Consider the following 20564-nt stretch of genomic DNA (forward strand, 5'->3'; position numbering starts at 1 on the left):
ACGTGCAGTTTACATCGCAGTGCAGCATAATTGCGGCAAATTGCGCGCCAGAATTGCCGCAAACACAAAATAACAGCAGGACTGACGCATTCGTGTAGTGCGTAGAAACGGAGTGTTCCCTAAGCCATTATCATCGCCGACAAAGAGATTATTCATGCAATTTACTCGCCGCCACACGTTGAAATTTGCCGGAATTTCTTGCGCCGCCACGGCGCTGGCCGGTGCGCTCAAGGCCGAGGGCGGCCCGCCCGCTGTAAGTGCCGCCACCGCCCTGCCCTTTGCCCTGACGACACCCATGCATATTGGCCAGGCCGCACTTCGCGTGCGCGACCTTGATCCGATGATCGATTATTACCGTTCGGTGCTTGGCATGAACGAGGTGGGACGCACGGCAAGAGGCGTGACGCTCGGCGTCGGAAACGTGCCGCTGCTCGATCTCGTCCACAAACCGGCGGCAGATTTCGAAAGCCCCACTTCCGCCGGCCTGTTCCACATCGCCTATCTGATGCCCACCCGCGAGGATCTCGCCCGCTGGCTGGTGCATGCGGCGCTCCGGCAGGTGCCGCTTTCGGGTTTTGCCGATCACAACGTCAGCGAAGCGGTCTATCTCAACGATCCCGAGGGCAACGGTATCGAGGTCTACAGCGACCGCCCGAAAGACGCATGGGTCTGGAGCGGCCGGGTGGTAAAAATGGGCACCGAACCGCTGGATGTCGATAATCTCGTGGCGCTGACCGACACCAAAACCGACCATTACGAGGCGGCCCCGGCCGGAATGCGCATCGGCCATATTCACCTGCGGGTCGGCGAAATCGCCGCCGCCCGTGGCTTTTATGAACAGGCCGTCGGCCTGCAACCGACGCAGGATGCGCGCTCCGATGCCTCGTTTCTCTCTTCCGGCGGGTATCATCATCATCTGGCGGTGAATACGTGGAACAGCCGTGGCGCGAAGGAACGCAACGCCATGGAAACCGGCCTCGACTGGTTCTCGCTGACCGTTCGCAATCCCGCCGATCTGGAGGCGCAGAAAACGCGGTTGCGAGCGGCCGGTTACGTGCTGGTGGAGATGGAGAACAATGTGGTGGAGGCAATCGACCCATGGGGCACGCGGCTGCGGCTGGTGCCGGGGTGAGTGGTCGTGGGTCTCCGTATCATGCGCGGAGCACACTGCGCGATTGAAGGTTACGGCGGGTTAAGCGTTTAGAGGGCTTCGCAGCATCATCTCCTTCCGACATTCCGGCCTTGAAACGCTACTGTCCGGTTTAAATTTCGAGCATTGGGACAGGAATGACGTATGGCCGTCGTCCTATAAATGGCAAACCTCGCCAAACACTCCGACGTCATCCTCGGGCCTGTCCCGAGGATCTGCAACGGATTGATTTTTTTGACGTGTTTGGATCCTTGGGACAAGCCCAAGGATGACGTCGAGAAAATGCGCAACGTTCACCGCTAGCTTCCAAGCCATATAAGGTATCCATAAATTTAAACGGGACGGCAGTAGCCTTGCGCAGGAATCCAGCCGACGCGGGTCTGCGCGTCGGGAAGGACTCTTTTCAGCCCAAGGACTTGGGCTGGCTGGATACCGGCTGAAGGCCTGAATGACGGAGGAGGTTTGCGCCCCGGAAACGATTACCAGCCATGCAGCCACATCGCCCTCTGAACCCGGAAAAGAAAGCCTTGCGAGGCCACGGCAGCGGCCTCGCAAGGCATTCCATCCGGTACAGGAAACCGGATGGTGGGGTCTGGTGAGAGCCCTTGGTTGTTTCGAAAAACATAGCAAAATGCCGCGTGATGTCGCTCACCCGAATGGGTGATACGGCCAGATAAATTCACATTGAGCAAAAGTCGGGGCTGATCCCGAACAAGCCGCCTCAGACGGCTTCGCGCAGCTGTTCGGCGGTCTGCAAGTCCACCGACACAAGCTGCGATACACCCTGTTCGGCCATGGTGACACCGAACAGGCGGTTCATGCGCGCCATGGTGATGGGATTGTGGGTGATGATGACGAAGCGGGTCTCCGTCGAGGCCACCATCTCGTCCATCAGGTTGCAGTAGCGCTCGACATTGTGGTCGTCAAGCGGGGCATCCACCTCGTCCAGCACGCAGATCGGCGCGGGATTGGTGAGGAAGACGGCAAAGATCAGCGCCATGGCCGTCAGGGCCTGCTCGCCGCCGGAAAGCAATGTCATGGTCTGCGGTTTCTTGCCCGGCGGACGGGCGAGAATTTCCAGTCCCGCCTCCAGCGGATCGTCGGATTCGATCAGCTGCAATTCGGCCGTGCCACCGCCGAAGAGATGGGTAAACAGCCGCTGGAACTGCGAATTGACCACGTCAAAGGCGGCGATCAGCCGCTCACGGCCCTCGCGGTTGAGGTTCTGGATGCCGGCCCGCAGCTTGCGCACGGCATCGATGATATCGTCGCGCTCCTTGATGAGCGCCTCGAGCTTGGCGGAAAGCTCGGCCTGCTCTTCCTCGGCACGCAGATTGACCGCGCCAAGCCTTTCGCGTTCGATCTTCAGCCGGTCGAGATCACGCTCGACGTCGCGAATATCGGGCTTCGGCTGGTCCGGGCCAAGGCCGGTCAGGCGCAGGGCCATATGCGGCTCGGTATTCAGTGTTTCACGGATGCGATGTTCAGTCTCCTGCCGTTTCTCGCGGGCGGAGACCAGACGTTCTTCGGCACGGCCACGTTTTTCGCGGGCTTCGGCCAGTTCGGAAAGCGCCGTCGCGGCCACCCGGTCTGCGGCACGCTGCAGGTTTTCCGCCTCAGCCAACCGGTCGGCGGCCTCGCGGCGGGCGTCCTCGGTCTTCTGCAATTCGTTGAGGAGGTTGCGGCGTTTCTCGTCGAACTCCTCCGGCGCTATGTCAAGCTCGGCGATTTCCTCGCGCGCCTCTTCCTCACGTTCGCGCAGCGTGGCGATGTGATCGGCCGCACTTGCCGCCCGCGATTGCCAGGTGGAACGCTCCTGCGCGATTGCCTGTATTCTGCGCTGGCGGCTTTCCGCCTCGCGGCTCACGCCCTCGTGGCGGGCGCGGGCTTCCGCCAGAAGGCCGCGGTCGGTCGCGACTTCGAGCTGACTTTCGCGCAGCTTGAGATCGAGCACGGAAAGATCCGGCGCGTCTTCTATCTCAATACGGGCGTTTTCTTCCTGGACGGCGATTTCGTCGATCTGCGCGCCGATCTGGTTCAGAGCTTCGGAAACGATATCCCGGCGGCGCAGCAGATCGCCCGAGGCACGTTCGGCTGATGTCAGCGCCTCGCGCGCCTCGGCAAGCTGACGGGTCGCGAGCCGGCTCCGGTCGCGCACGTCTGAAAGCTGCAATTCGCTGCTTCTGATGGCCTCGGTTTTCGCGGCAAGCTGGTCTTCGGCCTCTTCCAGAATGGAGCGGGCCTCATCCAGTTCGGTTTCGATTTCGGCGAGGCGATTCTTCTGCGACAGGCGAAGTGCTGCAGCACCCGGGGCATCGGCGCTGGCGATGTGGCCGTCCCAGCGGAACAGGGCGCCTTCGCGCGTTACCAGCCGCTGGCCGGCTTTGAGCGAAGGCAACAGGCGCCGGGCTTCCGATACGTCTGCAACGACGCCGATCTGTGCAAGGGCACGTCTAAGCGCATCGGGTGCCTGCGCATAATCCAGAAGCGGTTTGACACCCTGCGGCAGGGCGGGATCACCAGCACCGTCGCCATTGCCGCCCCAATAGGCAGGTGCTGCGGCATCGAGCGGGCTTTCGAGGTCATCGCCAAGCGCCGCGCCAAGTGCAGCCTCATAACCGCGTTCCACCGTCATTTCTTCCGCCACCGGCGTGAAACTGCCATTGGCAGCGGCACTGGAGGCGAGGATTTTGGTAATGGTGCGCGCTTCCGTATCCAGCGCGTTCAGCCGATTCTTCGCCGTTTCCAGCGGCCCGCGCGCCAGCGCTTCGGCCGAACGTGCCTCGGCAACGGCGGCCTCGGCCTCCTCCGCCACGATCAACGCGTCTTCGACTGCGATCTCAGCCGCCTCGACCGCTTCACGCCGTTCTGCGGGGTCGGGAAGGCCGGAGAGTTTTTCGTCGATGGCCTCGATCTCGGCGGATGCCTCCTGCGACTGCCGCTCCAGCCTCAGCTTGCGATCGGAAAGATCGCGGATCGCCCGCTCCAACTGCTGACGCGCGGCGGCGGCTTCGGCTCGTTCGGCGGTGATGGCGGTGAAGATGGCCTCACTTTCCGCAAGTTTGACAGCGGCGGCTTCGAAGGCTTCGCGCATTTCGTCGGCATGGCGGCCGGAATCGGACAGGATTTCGAGGAGTTCGGCTTCTTCCTCATCGAGCCGCGCCAGTATCTGGGCATTGTCGGAGACAAGCCGTTCCTCGCGGACGATATCCTCGCCAAGTTGCGACAGACGGCGCGCCAGCTCGTCGCGGCGGCGCAGCAGGCGGTTCGCCTCGTCATCCAGCTGGGTGCGGGCGATCTGCAGGCGTTGCAGGGCAGCGGCAACGCGGGCCTCGTCCTCGCGCAGTTCCGGCAGTTTCAGGCTGGCGATGCCCTGCTGCTTGGCCGCTTCCATCTGCCCTTGCGCCTTTTCGGCGACGATATTCGTGGCCTGATTGAGCGCGCTTTCCGCCTCGCCTTCGGCTTCCTTGGCCTCCACCCAGCGGATGTGCAGCAAGGTCGCCTCGCGGGCGCGGATATCGGCTGACAGCATCTTGAAGCGGTTGGCCTGGCGCGCCTGGCGTTTCAGGCTTTCGATCTGGCTTTCCAGCTGGGCGGTGACGTCTTCCAGCCGCTCCAGATTGGTCTCGGCGGCGCGCAGGCGAAGCTCGGCCTCGTGGCGGCGGGAATGCAGGCCGGAAATGCCGGCCGCCTCTTCCAGCAGCTGGCGGCGGGCCTGCGGCTTGGCATTGATGAGTTCGCCGATACGCCCCTGCCCCACCATCGAGGGCGAGCGCGCGCCGGTGGAGGCATCCGCAAACAGCAGCTGCACATCCTTGGCGCGGGCCTCCTTGCCGTTGATGCGGTAGACCGAGCCGTTTTCGCGCTCGATGCGCCGCGTCACCTGAATTTCATCGGCATCATTGAAGGCGGCTGGGGCGGTGCGGTCGGAATTGTCGAGATAGAGGCCAACTTCGGCGGTGTTGCGGGCCGGGCGATTGCCGGAACCGGAGAAGATCACGTCATCCATGCCGGAGGCGCGCATGTTCTTGTAGGAGTTTTCGCCCATCACCCAGCGAAGCGCTTCCACCAGATTGGACTTGCCGCAGCCATTCGGGCCAACGACACCGGTGAGCCCCGGCTCGATGATGAATTCGGAAGGTTCAACGAAGGATTTGAAACCGACAACGCGCAGCTTGTTGAACTTCATCCCGTCATGCTCCGGCCGGACGACAGGCAATAAAAAACGGGCGAACGGAAGTATCCGCCGCCCGTTTCTTTCAGGGTTCGGCGATCAGAGCAGCTTGTCGATGACAGCCGACATGTTTTCAACCGACATGTCTCCCGCGTATTTCTTGCCGTTGATGATGAAAGTCGGCGTGGAGTTGATGCCGAATTCCGTCGCACCGCGTTGCATGGTTGCGTTCACATCATCCAGAAGTTTCTGGTTCGTCAAGCAGGCCTCGAAAGACTCCTGTGAGAAACCGGCCATTTTCGACAATTGCAGCAGGGCGGCGCGCGCATCCTGGGCTACAGCCCAGCTCTGCTGCTGCTTGAACAGCATGGAAACGAAGGGGAAATACTGGCCTTCAGGGGCGCAGCGCGCCAGCATGAAGGCGGCAGCCGCGCGCGGATCGAACGGGAATTCGCGCAGCACGAAATAGACCTTGCCGGTATCGATGTATTTTTTCTTGATCTCTTCGAAGGTCTTGTTGTGGAAGTTGGCGCAGTGCGGGCAGGTCATCGACATGTATTCGACGATCTTTACGGGTGCGTTGGCATCACCGAGCGCTGCTTCCGGCAGCGGGCCGGGCTTCATCACCGCAGCCATATCCACATCGCCGGTGGATTCAGGCAATTCCTGCGCCTCGGCGATACCGGGCGTGAAGGCAAACGGCAGGGCCGCAGCAACGGCAGCAAGGGCAACACCGCCGAGAAGGCCGCGACGGGAAATGGTCAGTTCGGGAAAATGCATGAAAGCACCTGTTGGTAATAGACTCTATTGTCTGTTGATTCCGATATAGCGACGGCCTGTTCATCACAAGCGGGGTTTTGAACTCTTCTTGTCAAAGAATTGTGACCAGTCAAGGACAGCGCCTTTCATCAAATCGTCCTGCGCGGCGGCTTTTTCTGCAACACCGCCGTGCCAAGCCGCTCCACCGCCTTGCGCAGCGCCTCGCTCTCGATGCCTTGCATCATGTCATCGAGACGTTTTGCCGCATCGCCACGCAGCGGCGGCGGTTTTCTTTTGCGGGCAATGGTTTGGGAAACCGGCTTCTGCACGATCCGGATCTGGCGCACCGCCGGAAAGCCGAAAAAACCGTTGATGCGAGCGATGAGTTCGCCCTGTGCATGGGTGAGAAACAAGGCGCGCGCGCCTTCGCAGGCGATGGTCAGCACGCCGGGCTGATAACCGCCGCGATCCGGCCCCTCATCGCGGCGCGGCCAGGTGATCTTTTCCGGCCGGGTGCAATCGGCAAAGTCGTCGCCGGCAATCTCGTCCCAGGAGCCGAGCAGCGCCGTGTTGATGCCCGCCCGCTTCGACAGCACGGGATCCATGATGCCGTTGGCGACTTCGGCGATCTGTACGACGCCCTTGCGGAACGAATCTGCAGGTTTCTTCATGCTCTCCTCGACAGAGGCAAACGACCTCAAGCGGTCGCGCCGTCGTCACCTTCTTCGCCGCGCAACAGCGCACGGAATCGTCGCCAGTCCCGGCGGGCGCCCAAGCGTATCATTCCCGCCACCCAACATCCAAAGAGGAAATAGCCCGCAGCCAAAATCTTCAGATGAAGGATGCCCGGCTTATCCGAGATGAAAGCAATCACCAACATGCAGGCCAGAACGACGAACAGATATATCCACAGGCCATGGCAAAAAATCGCCCAGAAACCCGATTCAAAAATCCGGAAGCGGCGTGACGGTTTTTCCCGCGTCATTTCCAGCTCACGAATGTGCCGGATTACCCGCGCCGTTACCAGGGCGACCCCGTTCTGCGTGCCAAAGCACAGCCGACCGATACGGTTCAGCAGGCTGATGATCAGGCACAATGCGAGAAGCGCTCCAATAATATGGAGGAGCGGTTGGGGCATGTTTTCCAGCAGCGCGTTCGGCATGGGTTGGTCCTCCTGAAACGGATGGTGGGTCTCGATGTCATGGCGTTCACCGCCGGATGCGGTTTTCCGCCTCGCCACGACAGGCTGCTGTTGCAGATTGCCGCGCCGTCTCTATGTTCAGCGGCGATGAACACATATGCGCGACAACAAATATCACATCCGACGGCGGAACAACTTCTGGCATGGTACGACCGGCACCATCGCGAGCTGCCGTGGCGCACATCTCCGGCCATGGCGGCACAGGGAAAACGCGCCGATCCCTATCACGTCTGGCTGTCGGAGGTGATGCTGCAGCAGACGACGGTGCAGGCGGTAAAGCCTTATTTCCTGAAGTTTCTCGCCGCCTGGCCAACCGTCAGCGATCTGGCGGCGGCACCGGTCGAGGATGTCATGGCGGCATGGGCAGGGCTTGGTTATTATGCCCGCGCCCGCAACCTCAAGAAATGCGCGGAAGCCGTGGCGCGCGACCATGGCGGCATTTTTCCGGATAGCGAGGCAGGCCTGAAAGAGCTGCCCGGCATCGGCGATTATACCGCCGCCGCCGTGGCGGCCATCGCGTTCAACCGGCAGGCGGCGGTGATGGACGGCAATGTGGAGCGCGTCATTTCCCGGCTCTTCGTCATAGATGCTCCCCTGCCCGGTTCCAAACCGGCCATGAAAGCGAAGGTCGCCGAGCTTACGCCCGCCGATCGGCCCGGCGATTTTGCCCAGGCGATGATGGATCTCGGCGCGACGATCTGCACGCCGAAACGGCCGGCCTGCGCACTCTGTCCGTTCAATGGCGCCTGTCTGGCGCTTGCGCGTGACGAGCCGGAGCGTTTTCCCGTGAAGGCGGCGAAGAAGGCCAAACCCGTGCGGCTCGGCGCGGCCTTCGTAGCGGTGAATCCGAGCGGCGAAATCCTGCTGCGGCGGCGCATCGAAAGCGGGCTTCTCGGCGGCATGACCGAGGTGCCGACAACGGCGTGGACTGCCCGTGTGGATGGCGGCACGGAGGCGAGCCACGCGCCCTTTGCCGCCGGCTGGCAGGCGGCGGGCGTCATCGTGCATGTCTTCACCCATTTCGAACTGCGGCTCACCGTCTATCGCGCGCAGGTGCCGGATAGCCTCAAAACCGGGCCGGATGACGGATGGTGGGAGCCGGTTACAAATCTTGACGCGCAGGCGCTGCCAACGGTGATGAAAAAAGTCATCATCCAAGCTATTCCATCCGCGTATCGGCCCGAAAATCGAAATTGATTTTCGACAGGGACGATGCAACTCAAAGATTTGGAGCGTTTGAAAGACGCGCTGATGTTCGATGAAAGCAGGAAGTTTCGATGACCAAGATTGAGCATATCGTATTCGACATCGGCAAGGTGCTGATCCATTACGATCCGCATATTCCCTATAGCCGCCTCATTCCCGATGCCGACGAGCGCAAATGGTTCTTCGAGAATGTCTGCACCCATGACTGGAACCTCGAACAGGATCGCGGTCGCCGCTGGGAGGACGCCGAAGCGCTGTTGCTGGAGCAATTTCCCGAGCGGGAAGAGCATATTCGCGCCTTCCGCAAGTTCTGGCACGAAATGGTCTCGCATTCCTATGACGAGAGCGTCGCGATCATGGTTGGCCTGATCGACAGCGGCCACGACGTGACGATGCTGACCAACTTCGCTTCCGACACCTTTCGTGAAGCGCAGAAGATGTTCCCCTTCCTCACCCTGCCGCGCGGCGTGACGGTCTCCGGCGATGTGAAGCTCCTGAAGCCTGACGTGGCGATCTACGATCTGCACGCAAAGGAATTCGGCCTCAACCCCGCGGCCAGCATCTTCATCGACGATACGCTGGCGAATGTGGAGGGCGCAAAGCAGGCCGGCTGGCAGGCGGTGCACTTCACCGGCGCGGAAAAGCTGCGGCAGGATCTGCGGGATTATGGGGTGGATGTCTGAAAATGACAGAACGGGCAGCTCCGATGGAGTTGCCCGTTCCTTGCGATTTTACCGGAAAACCGGGGTTCAGCCCTGTGCGAAGGGCACGGCGACATAGGTCTGCGAATCGCCGCGCTGGATGAGCAGCAGAACGGATTTGCGACCAGCCTTGCCCGCCTGCGCAATGGCCGCCTTGGCATCACCCGCCGATTTCACCGCCGTCTGATTGACCGAAACGATCACGTCGCCTGCCTGCAAACCGGCCTCGGCGGCGGGTTTGGAGGGTGTCACGCTTTCGACGATCGTGCCCTTTTCATTCTGCGGGAGATTGAGGGCTTCACGGATCGCCGGGGTGATATCCGCCAGTCCGATACCGATCATTGGCAGGGCTTGTGATGAGGCATCGCCCTTCTGCTGGCCATTGTCAGGCGATGCCTGTGCGCTCTGGCCATCATTGCCACCCACGGTGAGAAGCAGGTCGCGGGTCTCGCCCTGACGCCAGACCGTGACGTGTTCCTTCTGGCCCGGCGACAGATCTGCGACCATGCGCGACAGATCGCGCGGCGACTTGATCGTCTGTCCGCCGAGCGCGGTAATCACGTCGCCGGTCCTGATGCCGGCGCGGCCTGCGGGTGTGCTCGCTTCCACCTTGGCGACCAGCGCGCCTTCCGGCGTGGCAAGGCCGATGGCGTTGGCCACGTCAGGGGTCACCGGCTGTATCTGGACGCCAATGAAGCCGTGGTGGATCGACCCATCCTTCATGAGGCGGACGACGACATTCTGCGCCTGATCCGACGGAATGGCGAAACCGACACCGACGCTGCCGCCATTCGGCGAATAGATCGCCGTGTTGATGCCGACGACCTTGCCTTCGACATCGACCAGCGGACCACCGGAATTGCCGTGATTGATCGGCGCGTCGATCTGGATGAAATCGTCATAGGGTCCGCTGTGCAGGTCACGCCCGCGGGCCGAGACGATACCGGCCGTGACCGTGGTACCGATGCCGAACGGATTGCCGATCGCCAATATCTGATCGCCGGCCTTCAGCCTGTCGGAATCTCCCCAGGAAATCACTGCCAGAGGCTTGGAAGCGGTGATCTTGAGGACGGCCAGATCCGATTTCGGATCGGCGCCGACAAGCGTGGCGGGAAGCTCCGTGCCGTCATCCAGCGTCACCTTGATCGAAGTGGCATTGTCGATGACGTGATTATTGGTGACGATATAGCCGTCCGGCGAGATGATGAAGCCGGAACCCAGTGCTTCCGCGGTCTGGGATTGGCGCTGCTGCGGCTGCTGTTGCGGCAGGGGAATGCCCTGCTCGCCGAAGAACTGCCGAAACTGCTGGTCGAACGGCGTGGTGTCATCGCTCGCCTGTTCCTGCGTTTTCATTTCGGTGGTGACGGTCACCACCGCCGGCTTGTCGGCGGCAACGATCCCGGCGAAGGAACCGCCCGACGTCACCGGGCCGGGAACGGCCGATAATCCGGCCTGGGCAAAAGCGGGTGTGTTATGCAGAAAGACGGGCAGCACAAGCGGTGCGGCGACAAAGGCTGCGCCAAGCAAAGCTGCGATACGATATCTGCGAAGAATGCCGGACATGACGTTTCTCCTTTGTGAGGACATGCGCAGCCGAAACCGCGCCGTCGCTATACGATGCCCTTTCGGCAACCAGATTCCGGCTGCGCATAAGATGGGCTATGCCAAATCCTCGTGCATCCCGATGGGGACGCACGGTGCCTTGTGTTACATGTCTCTAGAAAATCGGCAGGTTTTCCCTACCGGGCCCTGGAGTGAGGGAGGGCGGGTCTCACCGGCGCGCCCTCCTGATGCTTTGCTTTCCGAGGGGAAGCCCGATCCTCGGAAACGAGGATCGAAACGTCCCGGTCAGCTCATGCGCACGATATTCCGATCAAGTTGCCGGACTTCACCTTGAAGCGTGGCGAATGTCTTGAAAGGGATGCCGCCGCGATGCATGTCGGCTGCTCTCAAGGCCTGCGTGCTGATGCCCGCGGCCTCTTTTTCCAGCCTGTTGAAAGAGCTGGCCGTCAGCTTGCCCTGCTGACGTTCGAGATCGATCCGGTGATCGGCGACGCGCACTTCATTCAGAACGCGGGCCAGATGATGTGGTCCCTGATAGCTGTAGCTCATCGGAGGGGCATTATAATAGCCGGTGGCAAGGTCACTCCAGTCGACATAGTTGTCGGACTTGAAGAAACCCCGATCACGGTCACCATGGAAACCGCCACCCCGGTCGCCGTCATGGAAACCGTGGCCCCCGTCACTGTGCTCCCCACCATGACCGCCACCGTGACCACCGTGCTCGGCCGCGAACGCGCCGCCCGAGGCAACCGCCAGAATGAAGGATGCTATTGTGACTGTTTTTAAAAGCGAGCGCATGGCACGCCTCCTTGTTCATCGCAGGCAATGGCCCGCGAATCCGGCTGTCTCGCATCGTCGCGTCGCGATCGTTTTTGGTCGCCGGCGACACTCAGCCTGGAAGAATATGTACTCCCCGCCATGTGTAGCGTCACGTTAATCTTCCGTAACGCGCCGGACATCTATTGTTAAGACTTGGCCACCAGAGCACATCCTGACTAAACGGAATCAAGGACGTGCTTTATTGCCCTGTTCTCATGATTTTTTTGGACGTAGAGCCGTTATCTGGGGGCGCCGGAAAGCCTGGGGGAACCCCAAAAAGAAAATTGGCGCAGGCGGAAATGGCGGTCTCCGGCCTGCGCCAGTCCTGCCGCAAGCGGCATGGGACAGCAATGTTTTCGTGATCTGTCCGAACCGGATTTCCACAACCACTGCTTTGACCCAGACAGTATGGGCCGTCTCTTGCGCGAAACTTGTCTGGCTAAAGTTTTATATTCGAAAATACCAACGCCCGACACCAGGGTGCCGGGCGTTGGTCGTTCTCCATCCGGGACTGAAGGTACTAAACCGGACAGAGACGTATTCTGACAAGGGCGGGCGGTGGATCGTCCGTCTTCAGCCTTGCGGGCTTTCGACTATTCGGCCTTTGCCATTTCACTGCGAATGATGGTTCTGAGATCATCGATCGGCTTCAGTTCGTCGCCGTCCTCGAAATGCCAGAACGTCCATCCGTTGCATGCGTCGAGACCCTGCACCTTCGCGCCTAAGCGGTGAATGGAGCCGGCGGTCCCGCCGGATGCCAGGGTACCATCCGCACGAATAATGGCGCTATAACGGCGTCTTGCATCCGTCAGAACCTGGCCGGGGCGGACGAGGCCGCTTTCGACCAGCGTGTTGAAGGCAACGCGCGGTTCGGCTTTCTTGCCGGTCATGACGGTCAGTTCGGCCTTGCCGAGCGGCTCGACGGCGGCGATGCGGGTGGATGCCGCGTCGATATAATCCTGCTCGCGCTCGATGCCGACGAAGTGGCGGCCGAGGCGTTTTGCGACGGCACCCGTGGTGCCGGAACCGAAGAACGGGTCGAGCACGATGTCACCCGGCTTGGTGGACGCCATGATGATGCGCGCCAGCAAGGCTTCCGGCTTCTGGGTGGGATGTACCTTCTTGCCGTCCTCGCCCTTCAGCCGCTCATGGCCGCTGCAGATCGGGAACAGCCAGTCGGAGCGCATCTGCACATCGTCGTTGGAGGCCTTCAGTGCATCGTAATTGAAGGTGTAGCTTTTGGCTTTCGGATCACGGCTTGCCCAGATCATGGTCTCATGGGCGTTCTGGAAACGGCGGCCCTTGAAATTGGGCATGGGGTTGGTCTTGCGCCAGACAATATCGTTGAGGATCCAGAAATCGAGGTTCTGGAGCATGGCGCCGACGCGGAAGATATTGTGGTAGGAGCCGATGACCCAGATGGTGCCGTTCGGTTTCAGCACGCGGCGGCAGGCGAGCAGCCAGGCGCGGGTGAAGGCATCATAGGCATCGAAGGAGGCGAACTGGTCCCATTCGTCATCGACGGCATCAACCAGCGACTGATCGGGCCGGTGAAGCGTGCCGCCGAGTTGGAGATTATAGGGCGGGTCGGCGAAAATCGCATCCACCGACTGGCTCGGGAGGGCATCCAAGGCAGCGACACAATCACCTTTGATGATGCTGTCTTTCCAGGCGTCACTCTCGCCCGCACGATCAAAACCGGCACGCCGAAAATCGGCCAGCGGAAAAACTGCTGCCATTGGTACTCGCTCCATACGCTTACTCTCTACTGATGCTTATGGTTACCGAAGATGGTTATCAAAGCCTGAACAAGTCACGGAAAACGCAAAATAAATGGCTATAGCGGCCGCGATGTGGGATTTGCGGCGACGGGCGGGGAACCCGAAGCGGCGCAAAAACGTTGTGCACAACGGGTTAGTCTGTCGCGCAGTTCGACGCGGCAGCAAGACGGCAATGGCAAGGGGTGATCCGCAATGGGGTCGATGATGAAAATGGCTTCTTTTTCCGTAAATGTCGCATGCGCTGCGCTTGTCGTTGCGGCGCTGCCGTCGCCATTGCGGGCGCAGGCGCCCTCGGCGCAATTTAACGTGGTGACGGATGCGGTGCTGTTTGATGGCGGCCCCTCGCTTGGCAACAGCAACAAGGTGCGTTGGGATTTCTACAAGACCGACCGGGCTGGAGCGCGAACCGATGAGAATGCCGGCGGCTCCTATGACGCCACCTTCGAGGCAAAACTGCCGGCCGGCAAATATGTCGGTGTCGCGGCGCTGGGCAATGTGACCCGCGAAATTGCCTTCGAGGTGAAGGATGGCAGCGTCGCAAGGCCGAAGGTGAATTTCGATGCGGCGGAACTGACTGTCGTGCCGAAACGCAGCCCGGATGGCGATGTGGAAAGCCAGGCGAAAACCGAAATCACCAAGGGCGATTTCAAGGACAGCGTCTATGGCCAGAATGCCGTCTTCGTGCCGGCGGGCGAGATTGTTCTCACCGGCAGCATCGGTCCGGCGCGGGTGCAGGAAACACTTGCCGTCAAGGCGGGCGAAACGATCAGCCACGACCTTGTCATCCCGAGCGGCGTGGTGATTGCCAAGGCGGTTTATGCCCAGGGCGGCAAAGCGGTTGAAACGGACGACATTCGTTTCGAGGCGATGTCAGCCAAGGAAACCCTTGATGGCACGCGCCAGACCATCAACGGCATTTACGGCACGGGCAAGATGATGGAAATGCCGGCAGGCGATTTCGTCATGCGGGCCCGTCTGGGCAAGGTGACAGTGGAACAACCTTTCACGGTGACCGCCGGAAAACGCTCGGAAATCACCCTTGATCTCGATGCCGGCGTTCTTGCCATCACCGCCCCCGGTGCGGAACGGATCGATATCGTCGAGACAACCAAGGATCTGCAGGGCACGCAGAAGGAAATTTCCGGTCGCTACGGCACACAGCATCAGGAAACGCTGCATCCCGGCGATTATTCGGTGAAGGTGAGCTACGACAAGAAATCCGGGCGCGACCCGAAGGAGATCAAGGCAACGGTGAAGGCGGCAGAGCGGACCGAGACGAATGTGCCGGAGTAAGCCCTCTCACCTCACTCCTGTGCCTGTCACAGGAATAAGGAAAGAGAAGGCGTCACAATTTCCGGCCATCCGACCCATATTTGGGACTGAGCATCGGATGCTTCGAAAAACCCGCCGCATCCTTCGGCACCATCTGCAAAGGCTCGCCGATTTTCACGCCCGCGAAGCCTGATGCTGCGATACGGTCGCAAAGCCTTATCCACTGGCAACCACGACAGGCCTGCCGGATGTCTCCGGCGGCGAAGGCGAGACGCATTCTTGCAAGAAAGTCCGGCGTTGCCCGCAGCCGTTTTCCGGGGGCAAGCGTCTCGTTCAAGAGCGTCGACACTGAACCCCGCGCCGCCTCGTCCCGCTGCACCACGCCTTCGTTAAAACAGTGCGCATGGCTTTCGCAGAGCAGGCCGGTGCAGATATCATCCGGTCCATCCACCAGCTCGATATCCTCTTCGCCCGCATTCAGTCGGGCGGCGACACGGTCGTAATTTTCGACGAAGCCGGAAGTATAGCCCTTGCCGACATAGGTCAGCATACACAGAAGATGGTGGGGGCGGAGCCGGACAGTCAAGCGCCGCCGCCTATCCGACAATCGCGAAGGCGTCGCGTACCGAGCCGGACGAGGTGCGGATGGCCTTGCGGCCGATCCATTGCACATGTCCGTCGAGAATGCGTACCGCCTCTTCCGCGCGGCCGCCGCGCAGCGCGTCGATGATTGCGCGGTGGTCAGTATCCGTGCGGCGCTCCCAGCCGGCCCGCCAGGCGGAAAACAGGAAACGGGCGCTTGCCGCATGCAGGCCGTCGATCGCCTCCATCAGGCGCGGCATGTTGCAGGGTGCCGTGATGAGGCGATGGAAGCGGCGATTGGCCTCTTCCCAGTGCTGCACGTCAACGGCGCTATCACCTTCCAGCGTCGCCGCCTCGGCCTGATCGAGAATGGCTGACGTCATGTTGGGAATGGCGTGGCGCAGCGCCAGAACCTCAAGGGCGGCGCGCATTTCCGCCACTTCGCGCACATCGTCAAGGCCGAAATCCGCCACCCGGACACCCCGGCGCGGAATGCTGGCGGCCAGCCCCTGCGCTTCCAACCGGCGAAACGCCTCGCGAACCGGCACATGCGACGCGCCGAATTCGGCGGCGATGTGATCCTGCCGCAGCCGTTCACCCGGCGACAGTTCACCGCGGACGATGCGGTCGGCGAGCGTCCGGCTGATGCGTGCGGCAATGGTGTCTTCAGGTGCGGTTTTTACTGGCTTGGGCATAATATCCCATAACGCATATGCCGCGCGACTGTGTAGCGGTTTTTGCAGGCGGGAAAAAGCAATGGCGAATATTCTAGATCCCTTAGCCGCTTATGCGTTCCCCGTGTCCGGCACAGGCAAGCTATGAGCCCGGCGGGACCGACCCTTGCGGGTGAGCCGGTTGAGCTTGACGCGGACATGGTCTAAAAGCCCGGCATCACTTTTTCCAGGCACATTCGATACAGGGAGCGCCCATGAGCGGCTTCGACCTCATTATTTTCGACTGCGACGGCGTTCTGGTCGATTCCGAAATCATCGCGGCGCAGGTGGAATCCCGCCTTCTGACCGAGGCCGGTTATCCGATCTCCGTCGAGGAAATGGGCGAGCGCTTTGCCGGCATGACCTGGAAGAACATTCTTCTGCAGGTGGAAAGCGAAGCCAGCATTCCGCTCTCCGCGTCGCTGCTCGACAAGTCGGAAAAGCTGCTCGACATGCGGCTGGAACGCGACGTGAAGATCATCGAGGGTGTTAAATTCGCGCTGTCGCGCCTGACGACGCCGCGCTGCATCTGCTCGAACTCCTCCAGCCACCGCCTTGACATGATGCTGACGAAAGTCGGCCTGAAGCCCTATTTCGCGCCGCATATCTATTCCGCCAAGGACCTCGGCGCCGACCGCGTGAAGCCGAAGCCCGACATCTTCCTGCATGGTGCCGCCCAGTTCGGCGTCTCGCCCGATCGCGCGGTCGTCATCGAAGATTCCGTACACGGCATCCATGGCGCGATGGCCGCAGGCATGCGCGTCATCGGCTTTACCGGCGCATCCCACACCTATCCGAGCCACGCCGACCGGCTGACCGATGCGGGCGCCGAAACGGTGATTTCGCGCATGCAGGATCTACCGGCCGTGATTGCGGCAATGGCGGAGTGGGAAGGCGCCTTTTGAGTTTGGAGGAGAGCCCCCACCTTCAAGTCATCCTCGCCCTTGAGGCGAGGATCCAAAAACCGCGCGAAGGTGGAGCCTCGGGACAGGCCCGAGGATGACGTTGCGAATGTTGGGCGGTCTGTAAGCAATAAAAAACCGGAGCCTGCAAAAGCAGCCTCCGGTTTTTTTCATCCAGCTCGTCAAATCACCGGCGCCTGGTCTTTGCCTTGGCGCTCTCGCCGCCGAAGCCGATATAGACGTTGACCGACTTCGGTGCGCCGCCCGGTCCATTGGGAATGGCGACGTGGTCATTGTTGAAGATGAACTGCGTGCCGGCGGCGCCTGCCGGGACATCGATGGCGAAATTGGTCGTTTCGCCGTAGATTTCGCCATCACCGTCCTTCACCGTCACGCGGATCGGAACTGTGACGCGGCCGGGCTTGGCCAAGGGGCCGGGAACGAGACGGCCCTGGGCCAGCACGTTCACTGTCAGCGTCGTTTCGTTTGCGGTGCAGGAGCGCGTCGTATCTGACAGCGAGACCTGATAGGCAAGCTTCTGCGGATCATCCTTGGCGCCGCCGGCATAAACGCGGTGGACGGCGCTGGCGTCGAGAACCGTGACCGTCGGGCAGTTGGCCTGCACCACGGGGGCAACGGCATTGGCCTGCGCCGCCGGAGGGTTGACGGCAAGCGAGTCCGCTGGATTGGAGGAATTGCACCCTGCAACGACGGCCAGAAGCGACATCGCGGCGGACAAACGCAAGAAATTCCCTGACACTCTTCTAATTCCCTCTCCATTGTCCCGGAACCGAACCGGAGACGCTGTTTATTGACCTTTCACGCAGGTTGGCGATGGTCTATAGCAGCGACGCCGGAAAAAATCGATTGGCATGTTCGGTTTTGCTTGAATTTTCAAAAAAGCCCTTCATTACCTCGCCAATCGCCTCATTTCCGTGAGACGCTGCTGGAAAAGATGCCGAAGATCGGCGACGGACATACCGGTTAAGGACAAGGCCGGTTAAGGACAGGGGACTATCTCGTGAAATATGTATCGACCCGGGGTGCGGCCCCTTCGCTTGGTTTCTGCGACGCGCTTCTGGCGGGCCTTGGCCGTGACGGCGGGCTTTACGTGCCCCGCGAATGGCCTTCCATGACGAAGAAGGAAATCCGCAACCTGCGCGGCAAATCCTATCAGGACGTCGCATTCGAGGTTCTCTATCGCTTCACCGGCGGCGAAATTCCGGCCGACAAGTTCAGGGCGATGATCGATGACGCCTATTCGACGTTCCGCCATCCGGCCGTCGTGCCGTTGACGCAGACCGGCCCGAACACTTTCGTGCTGGAGCTTTTCCACGGCACCACGCTCGCCTTCAAGGACGTGGCGATGCAGCTTCTCGCCCGCCTGATGGACTATACGCTGACTGAGCGCGGCGAACGCGCCACCATCGTCGGCGCCACGTCCGGCGACACCGGTGGCGCTGCGATCGACGCCTTTGCCGGCCGCGAGCGCACTGACATCTTCATCCTTTTCCCGAACGGCAAGGTTTCCCCGGTGCAGCAGCGCCAGATGACGACCTCCACCGCTTCCAACGTGCATGCGCTGGCGATCAACGGCAATTTCGACGATTGCCAGACGCTGGTCAAAGAAATGTTCAACGACGTGAAGTTCCGCGACGGCGTGAAGCTTTCCGGCGTCAACTCCATCAACTGGGCGCGCATCATGGCGCAGGTGGTTTATTATTTCACCGCGTCGCTGTCGCTCGGCGGCCCTGACCGGAAGGTGTCCTTCACCGTTCCGACCGGCAATTTCGGCGATATCTTTGCGGGTTACGTCGCCAAGAAGATGGGCCTGCCGATCGACAAGCTGGTCATCGCCACCAATGACAACGACATTCTGGCGCGCACCCTGAAGACCGGCCGTTACGAGATGCGCGGCGTCAAGCCCACCACCTCGCCTTCGATGGACATCCAGATCTCGTCCAACTTCGAACGCCTGCTGTTTGAAGCCTATGACCGCGATTCCGCGGCGGTGAAGGCATCGATGGACGGTCTGAAGCAGTCCGGCGCGTTTGAAATTCCGCCGAAGGCACTGAAATTCATCAAGAAGGACTTCCGCGCCGGCCGCGCCACCGAAAAGCAGGTGGCGGCAACCATCCGCGAGACGCTTGAGAAAACCGGATACCTGATCGACCCGCATACGGCGACCGGTGTTTTCGTGGCGGAAAAGCACGAAAAAGCGGGAAGCCCGATGGTGGTTCTGTCTACCGCCCACCCGGCTAAATTCCCGGCCGCTGTAAAATCCGCTTGCGCAATCGACCCGGCGCTTCCAGTATGGCTAGCTGACATTATGAACCGGGAGGAGCGTTTCGACATTCTGGACGCAGAGCTGAAAGCCGTGGAAACCTTCATCGGCCAACATGCACGCGCCGGCAAATAGAGACGCGGAAAGACGTTGAGTATGAGAGTTAATGTGACCCGGCTTTCGTCCGGGTTGACCGTTGTGACGGAAAGAATGCCGCATCTCGAAAGCGTTGCTCTTGGGGTGTGGATCAAATCCGGGTCCCGCAACGAGACGACTGCCGAACACGGCATCGCCCATCTACTCGAGCATATGGCGTTCAAGGGCACGGCGCGGCGTACCGCCCGGCAGATCGCCGAAGAGATCGAAAATGTCGGCGGCGAAGTCAACGCCGCGACATCGACGGAAACCACCTCCTACTACGCCCGCGTCCTCAAGGACCATGTTCCGCTCGCCGTCGATATCCTTGCCGACATCCTGACGGAATCGCTCTTCGACGAAGAGGAACTGGAGCGGGAGAAAAACGTCATCCTCCAGGAGATCGGCGCTGCGACCGATACGCCCGACGACGTGATCTTCGACAATTTCTCCGGTGTCGCCTATCGCGACCAGACGATCGGTCGGCCGATCCTCGGCACGCCTGATACCGTGCAATCCTTCACGACAGGCCAGATCAGGCATTATCTCGCCCGCAATTACACGACGGATCGCATCTTCGTCGTCGCGGCCGGTGCTGTCGATCACGAAAGCTTCGTCAAGCAGGTGGAAGAACGTTTCGCCTCGCTGCCGCAGCTGCCCATTGCCACGCCGGTTATGGAAAAAGCGATCTATACCGGTGGCGAAATCCGCGAAACCCGCGATCTCATGGACGCGCAGGTGCTGCTGGGCTTCGAGGGCAAGGCCTATCACGCCCGCGATTTTTATTGCTCGCAGATCCTTGCCAATATTCTCGGCGGCGGCATGTCTTCCCGCCTGTTCCAGGAAGTGCGCGAATATCGCGGTCTCTGCTATTCCGTCTATGCCTTCCATTGGGGCTTTTCCGATACCGGCATCTTCGGCGTGCATGCGGCCACCGGCGCCAACGACCTGCCGGAACTGGTGCCCGTCATTCTCGATGAGCTGCGCAAATCGTCGCAGACCATCCATCAGGAAGAAATTGACCGTGCCCGGGCGCAGATCCGCGCGCAATTGCTGATGGGGCAGGAAAGCCCGGCCGCCCGTGCCGGCCAGATGGCCCGGCAGATGATGCTTTACGGCCGGCCCATCCCCAATGAGGAGATGATGGAGCGCCTCGGCGACATCACGCGTGAACGCCTGACCGATCTTGCGGGACGGCTGTTTTTCGATACAGTTCCAACATTGTCCGCAATTGGCCCGCTTGAACATCTGCCGCCTCTTTCAGACATCACTGCCGCGCTTTCTGCGCAGCAGCCTGCAAGGATAAAGGCGAACGGCTGAGA

17 protein-coding genes are annotated in these 20564 nt (G+C 60.9%); 7 read left to right on the forward strand and 10 right to left on the reverse strand.

Annotated elements, in window-relative coordinates; translation table 11 throughout:
• Positions 1-154 precede the first annotated feature (154 nt).
• A complete protein-coding gene (locus M0412_RS08850) occupies positions 155-1132 on the forward strand; it encodes a VOC family protein (protein ID WP_269698538.1) in 978 nt (325 codons plus the stop codon).
• Positions 1133-1871: 739 nt separating this feature from the next.
• Here M0412_RS08850 and M0412_RS08855 read toward each other — a convergent pair.
• From M0412_RS08855 to M0412_RS08870, 4 genes are all read right to left on the reverse strand, one after another.
• Positions 1872-5339 (reverse strand): chromosome segregation SMC family protein, encoded by a 3468-nt coding sequence (locus tag M0412_RS08855; protein WP_269698539.1) that lies wholly within the window; start codon positions 5337-5339, stop codon positions 1872-1874.
• A gap of 84 nt (positions 5340-5423) precedes the next feature.
• Positions 5424-6104, reverse strand: a complete 681-nt coding sequence (locus M0412_RS08860) for a DsbA family protein (RefSeq protein ID WP_142839252.1) — start codon at positions 6102-6104, stop codon at positions 5424-5426.
• A gap of 128 nt (positions 6105-6232) precedes the next feature.
• A complete protein-coding gene (locus M0412_RS08865) occupies positions 6233-6754 on the reverse strand; it encodes a DUF721 domain-containing protein (RefSeq protein WP_142839251.1) in 522 nt (173 codons plus the stop codon).
• Positions 6755-6780: 26 nt separating this feature from the next.
• Entirely contained in the window at positions 6781-7245 is a 465-nt protein-coding gene (locus M0412_RS08870; RefSeq protein WP_269698540.1) for a hypothetical protein, read from the reverse strand.
• 126 nt (positions 7246-7371) lie between these two features.
• Here M0412_RS08870 and mutY point away from each other — a divergent pair, with 126 nt between their 5' ends.
• Together mutY and M0412_RS08880 are read left to right on the forward strand one after the other, a co-directional pair.
• Entirely contained in the window at positions 7372-8481 is a 1110-nt protein-coding gene (gene mutY / locus M0412_RS08875; protein ID WP_269698849.1) for an A/G-specific adenine glycosylase, read from the forward strand.
• An 80-nt stretch (positions 8482-8561) separates the two neighbouring features.
• Positions 8562-9173 carry an HAD family phosphatase gene (locus M0412_RS08880; protein WP_269698541.1) on the forward strand — a complete coding sequence of 204 codons (612 nt, stop codon included), beginning with the start codon at positions 8562-8564 and terminating at the stop codon, positions 9171-9173.
• A 66-nt stretch (positions 9174-9239) separates the two neighbouring features.
• Here the strand turns inward: M0412_RS08880 and M0412_RS08885 are convergent, their stop codons facing one another.
• The 3 genes from M0412_RS08885 to M0412_RS08895 all read right to left on the reverse strand — a co-directional run bounded on the left by M0412_RS08885 (position 9240) and on the right by M0412_RS08895 (position 13312).
• The gene (locus tag M0412_RS08885) at positions 9240-10754 is read right to left on the reverse strand and encodes a DegQ family serine endoprotease (RefSeq protein ID WP_269698542.1); all 1515 of its coding nucleotides are present in this window, start codon (positions 10752-10754) and stop codon (positions 9240-9242) included.
• Between the two features lie 285 nt (positions 10755-11039).
• Positions 11040-11552, reverse strand: coding sequence for a hypothetical protein (locus M0412_RS08890; protein ID WP_269698543.1), 513 nt, complete (start codon positions 11550-11552; stop codon positions 11040-11042).
• Between the two features lie 614 nt (positions 11553-12166).
• Positions 12167-13312: a site-specific DNA-methyltransferase gene (locus M0412_RS08895; RefSeq protein WP_269698544.1), complete on the reverse strand. Its 1146-nt coding sequence runs from the start codon at positions 13310-13312 to the stop codon at positions 12167-12169.
• Positions 13313-13546: 234 nt separating this feature from the next.
• Here M0412_RS08895 and M0412_RS08900 point away from each other — a divergent pair, with 234 nt between their 5' ends.
• Entirely contained in the window at positions 13547-14647 is a 1101-nt protein-coding gene (locus tag M0412_RS08900) for a hypothetical protein (RefSeq protein ID WP_269698545.1), read from the forward strand.
• 52 nt (positions 14648-14699) lie between these two features.
• On the opposite strand, the gene M0412_RS08905 is transcribed toward M0412_RS08900, so the two are convergent.
• Both M0412_RS08905 and M0412_RS08910 read right to left on the reverse strand, forming a co-directional pair.
• The gene (locus tag M0412_RS08905) at positions 14700-15176 is read right to left on the reverse strand and encodes a DUF1284 domain-containing protein (protein ID WP_269698850.1); all 477 of its coding nucleotides are present in this window, start codon (positions 15174-15176) and stop codon (positions 14700-14702) included.
• 46 nt (positions 15177-15222) lie between these two features.
• A complete protein-coding gene (locus M0412_RS08910) occupies positions 15223-15903 on the reverse strand; it encodes a GntR family transcriptional regulator (protein ID WP_269698546.1) in 681 nt (226 codons plus the stop codon).
• A gap of 233 nt (positions 15904-16136) precedes the next feature.
• Here M0412_RS08910 and M0412_RS08915 point away from each other — a divergent pair, with 233 nt between their 5' ends.
• The gene (locus M0412_RS08915) at positions 16137-16826 is read left to right on the forward strand and encodes an HAD family hydrolase (RefSeq protein ID WP_269698547.1); all 690 of its coding nucleotides are present in this window, start codon (positions 16137-16139) and stop codon (positions 16824-16826) included.
• Between the two features lie 184 nt (positions 16827-17010).
• Here M0412_RS08915 and M0412_RS08920 read toward each other — a convergent pair whose 3' ends face one another.
• A complete protein-coding gene (locus M0412_RS08920) occupies positions 17011-17550 on the reverse strand; it encodes a PilZ domain-containing protein (protein ID WP_269698851.1) in 540 nt (179 codons plus the stop codon).
• Between the two features lie 294 nt (positions 17551-17844).
• Between M0412_RS08920 and thrC the strand changes: the two genes are divergently transcribed.
• A complete protein-coding gene (gene thrC / locus M0412_RS08925; RefSeq protein ID WP_142839240.1) occupies positions 17845-19242 on the forward strand; it encodes a threonine synthase in 1398 nt (465 codons plus the stop codon).
• Between the two features lie 21 nt (positions 19243-19263).
• Positions 19264-20562: a pitrilysin family protein gene (locus M0412_RS08930; protein WP_269698853.1), complete on the forward strand. Its 1299-nt coding sequence runs from the start codon at positions 19264-19266 to the stop codon at positions 20560-20562.
• The last annotated feature ends 2 nt before the right edge of the window (positions 20563-20564 follow it).

This window comes from Agrobacterium sp. O3.4 (assembly GCF_041414895.1).
In the GTDB taxonomy this organism is placed as follows: domain Bacteria; phylum Pseudomonadota; class Alphaproteobacteria; order Rhizobiales; family Rhizobiaceae; genus Agrobacterium; species Agrobacterium cucumeris.

Bases quoted from the DNA above. Each gene is read 5' to 3' on its own strand.
- M0412_RS08850 (WP_269698538.1), top strand. From the start codon at position 155: ATGCAATTTACTCGCCGCCACACGTTGAAATTTGCCGGAATTTCTTGC.
- M0412_RS08855 (WP_269698539.1), bottom strand. From the start codon at position 5,339: ATGAAGTTCAACAAGCTGCGCGTTGTCGGTTTCAAATCCTTCGTTGAA.
- M0412_RS08860 (WP_142839252.1), bottom strand. From the start codon at position 6,104: ATGCATTTTCCCGAACTGACCATTTCCCGTCGCGGCCTTCTCGGCGGT.
- M0412_RS08865 (WP_142839251.1), bottom strand. From the start codon at position 6,754: ATGAAGAAACCTGCAGATTCGTTCCGCAAGGGCGTCGTACAGATCGCC.
- M0412_RS08870 (WP_269698540.1), bottom strand. From the start codon at position 7,245: ATGCCGAACGCGCTGCTGGAAAACATGCCCCAACCGCTCCTCCATATT.
- mutY (WP_269698849.1), top strand. From the start codon at position 7,372: ATGAACACATATGCGCGACAACAAATATCACATCCGACGGCGGAACAA.
- M0412_RS08880 (WP_269698541.1), top strand. From the start codon at position 8,562: ATGACCAAGATTGAGCATATCGTATTCGACATCGGCAAGGTGCTGATC.
- M0412_RS08885 (WP_269698542.1), bottom strand. From the start codon at position 10,754: ATGTCCGGCATTCTTCGCAGATATCGTATCGCAGCTTTGCTTGGCGCA.
- M0412_RS08890 (WP_269698543.1), bottom strand. From the start codon at position 11,552: ATGCGCTCGCTTTTAAAAACAGTCACAATAGCATCCTTCATTCTGGCG.
- M0412_RS08895 (WP_269698544.1), bottom strand. From the start codon at position 13,312: ATGGCAGCAGTTTTTCCGCTGGCCGATTTTCGGCGTGCCGGTTTTGAT.
- M0412_RS08900 (WP_269698545.1), top strand. From the start codon at position 13,547: ATGGGGTCGATGATGAAAATGGCTTCTTTTTCCGTAAATGTCGCATGC.
- M0412_RS08905 (WP_269698850.1), bottom strand. From the start codon at position 15,176: ATGCTGACCTATGTCGGCAAGGGCTATACTTCCGGCTTCGTCGAAAAT.
- M0412_RS08910 (WP_269698546.1), bottom strand. From the start codon at position 15,903: ATGCCCAAGCCAGTAAAAACCGCACCTGAAGACACCATTGCCGCACGC.
- M0412_RS08915 (WP_269698547.1), top strand. From the start codon at position 16,137: ATGAGCGGCTTCGACCTCATTATTTTCGACTGCGACGGCGTTCTGGTC.
- M0412_RS08920 (WP_269698851.1), bottom strand. From the start codon at position 17,550: ATGTCGCTTCTGGCCGTCGTTGCAGGGTGCAATTCCTCCAATCCAGCG.
- M0412_RS08930 (WP_269698853.1), top strand. From the start codon at position 19,264: ATGAGAGTTAATGTGACCCGGCTTTCGTCCGGGTTGACCGTTGTGACG.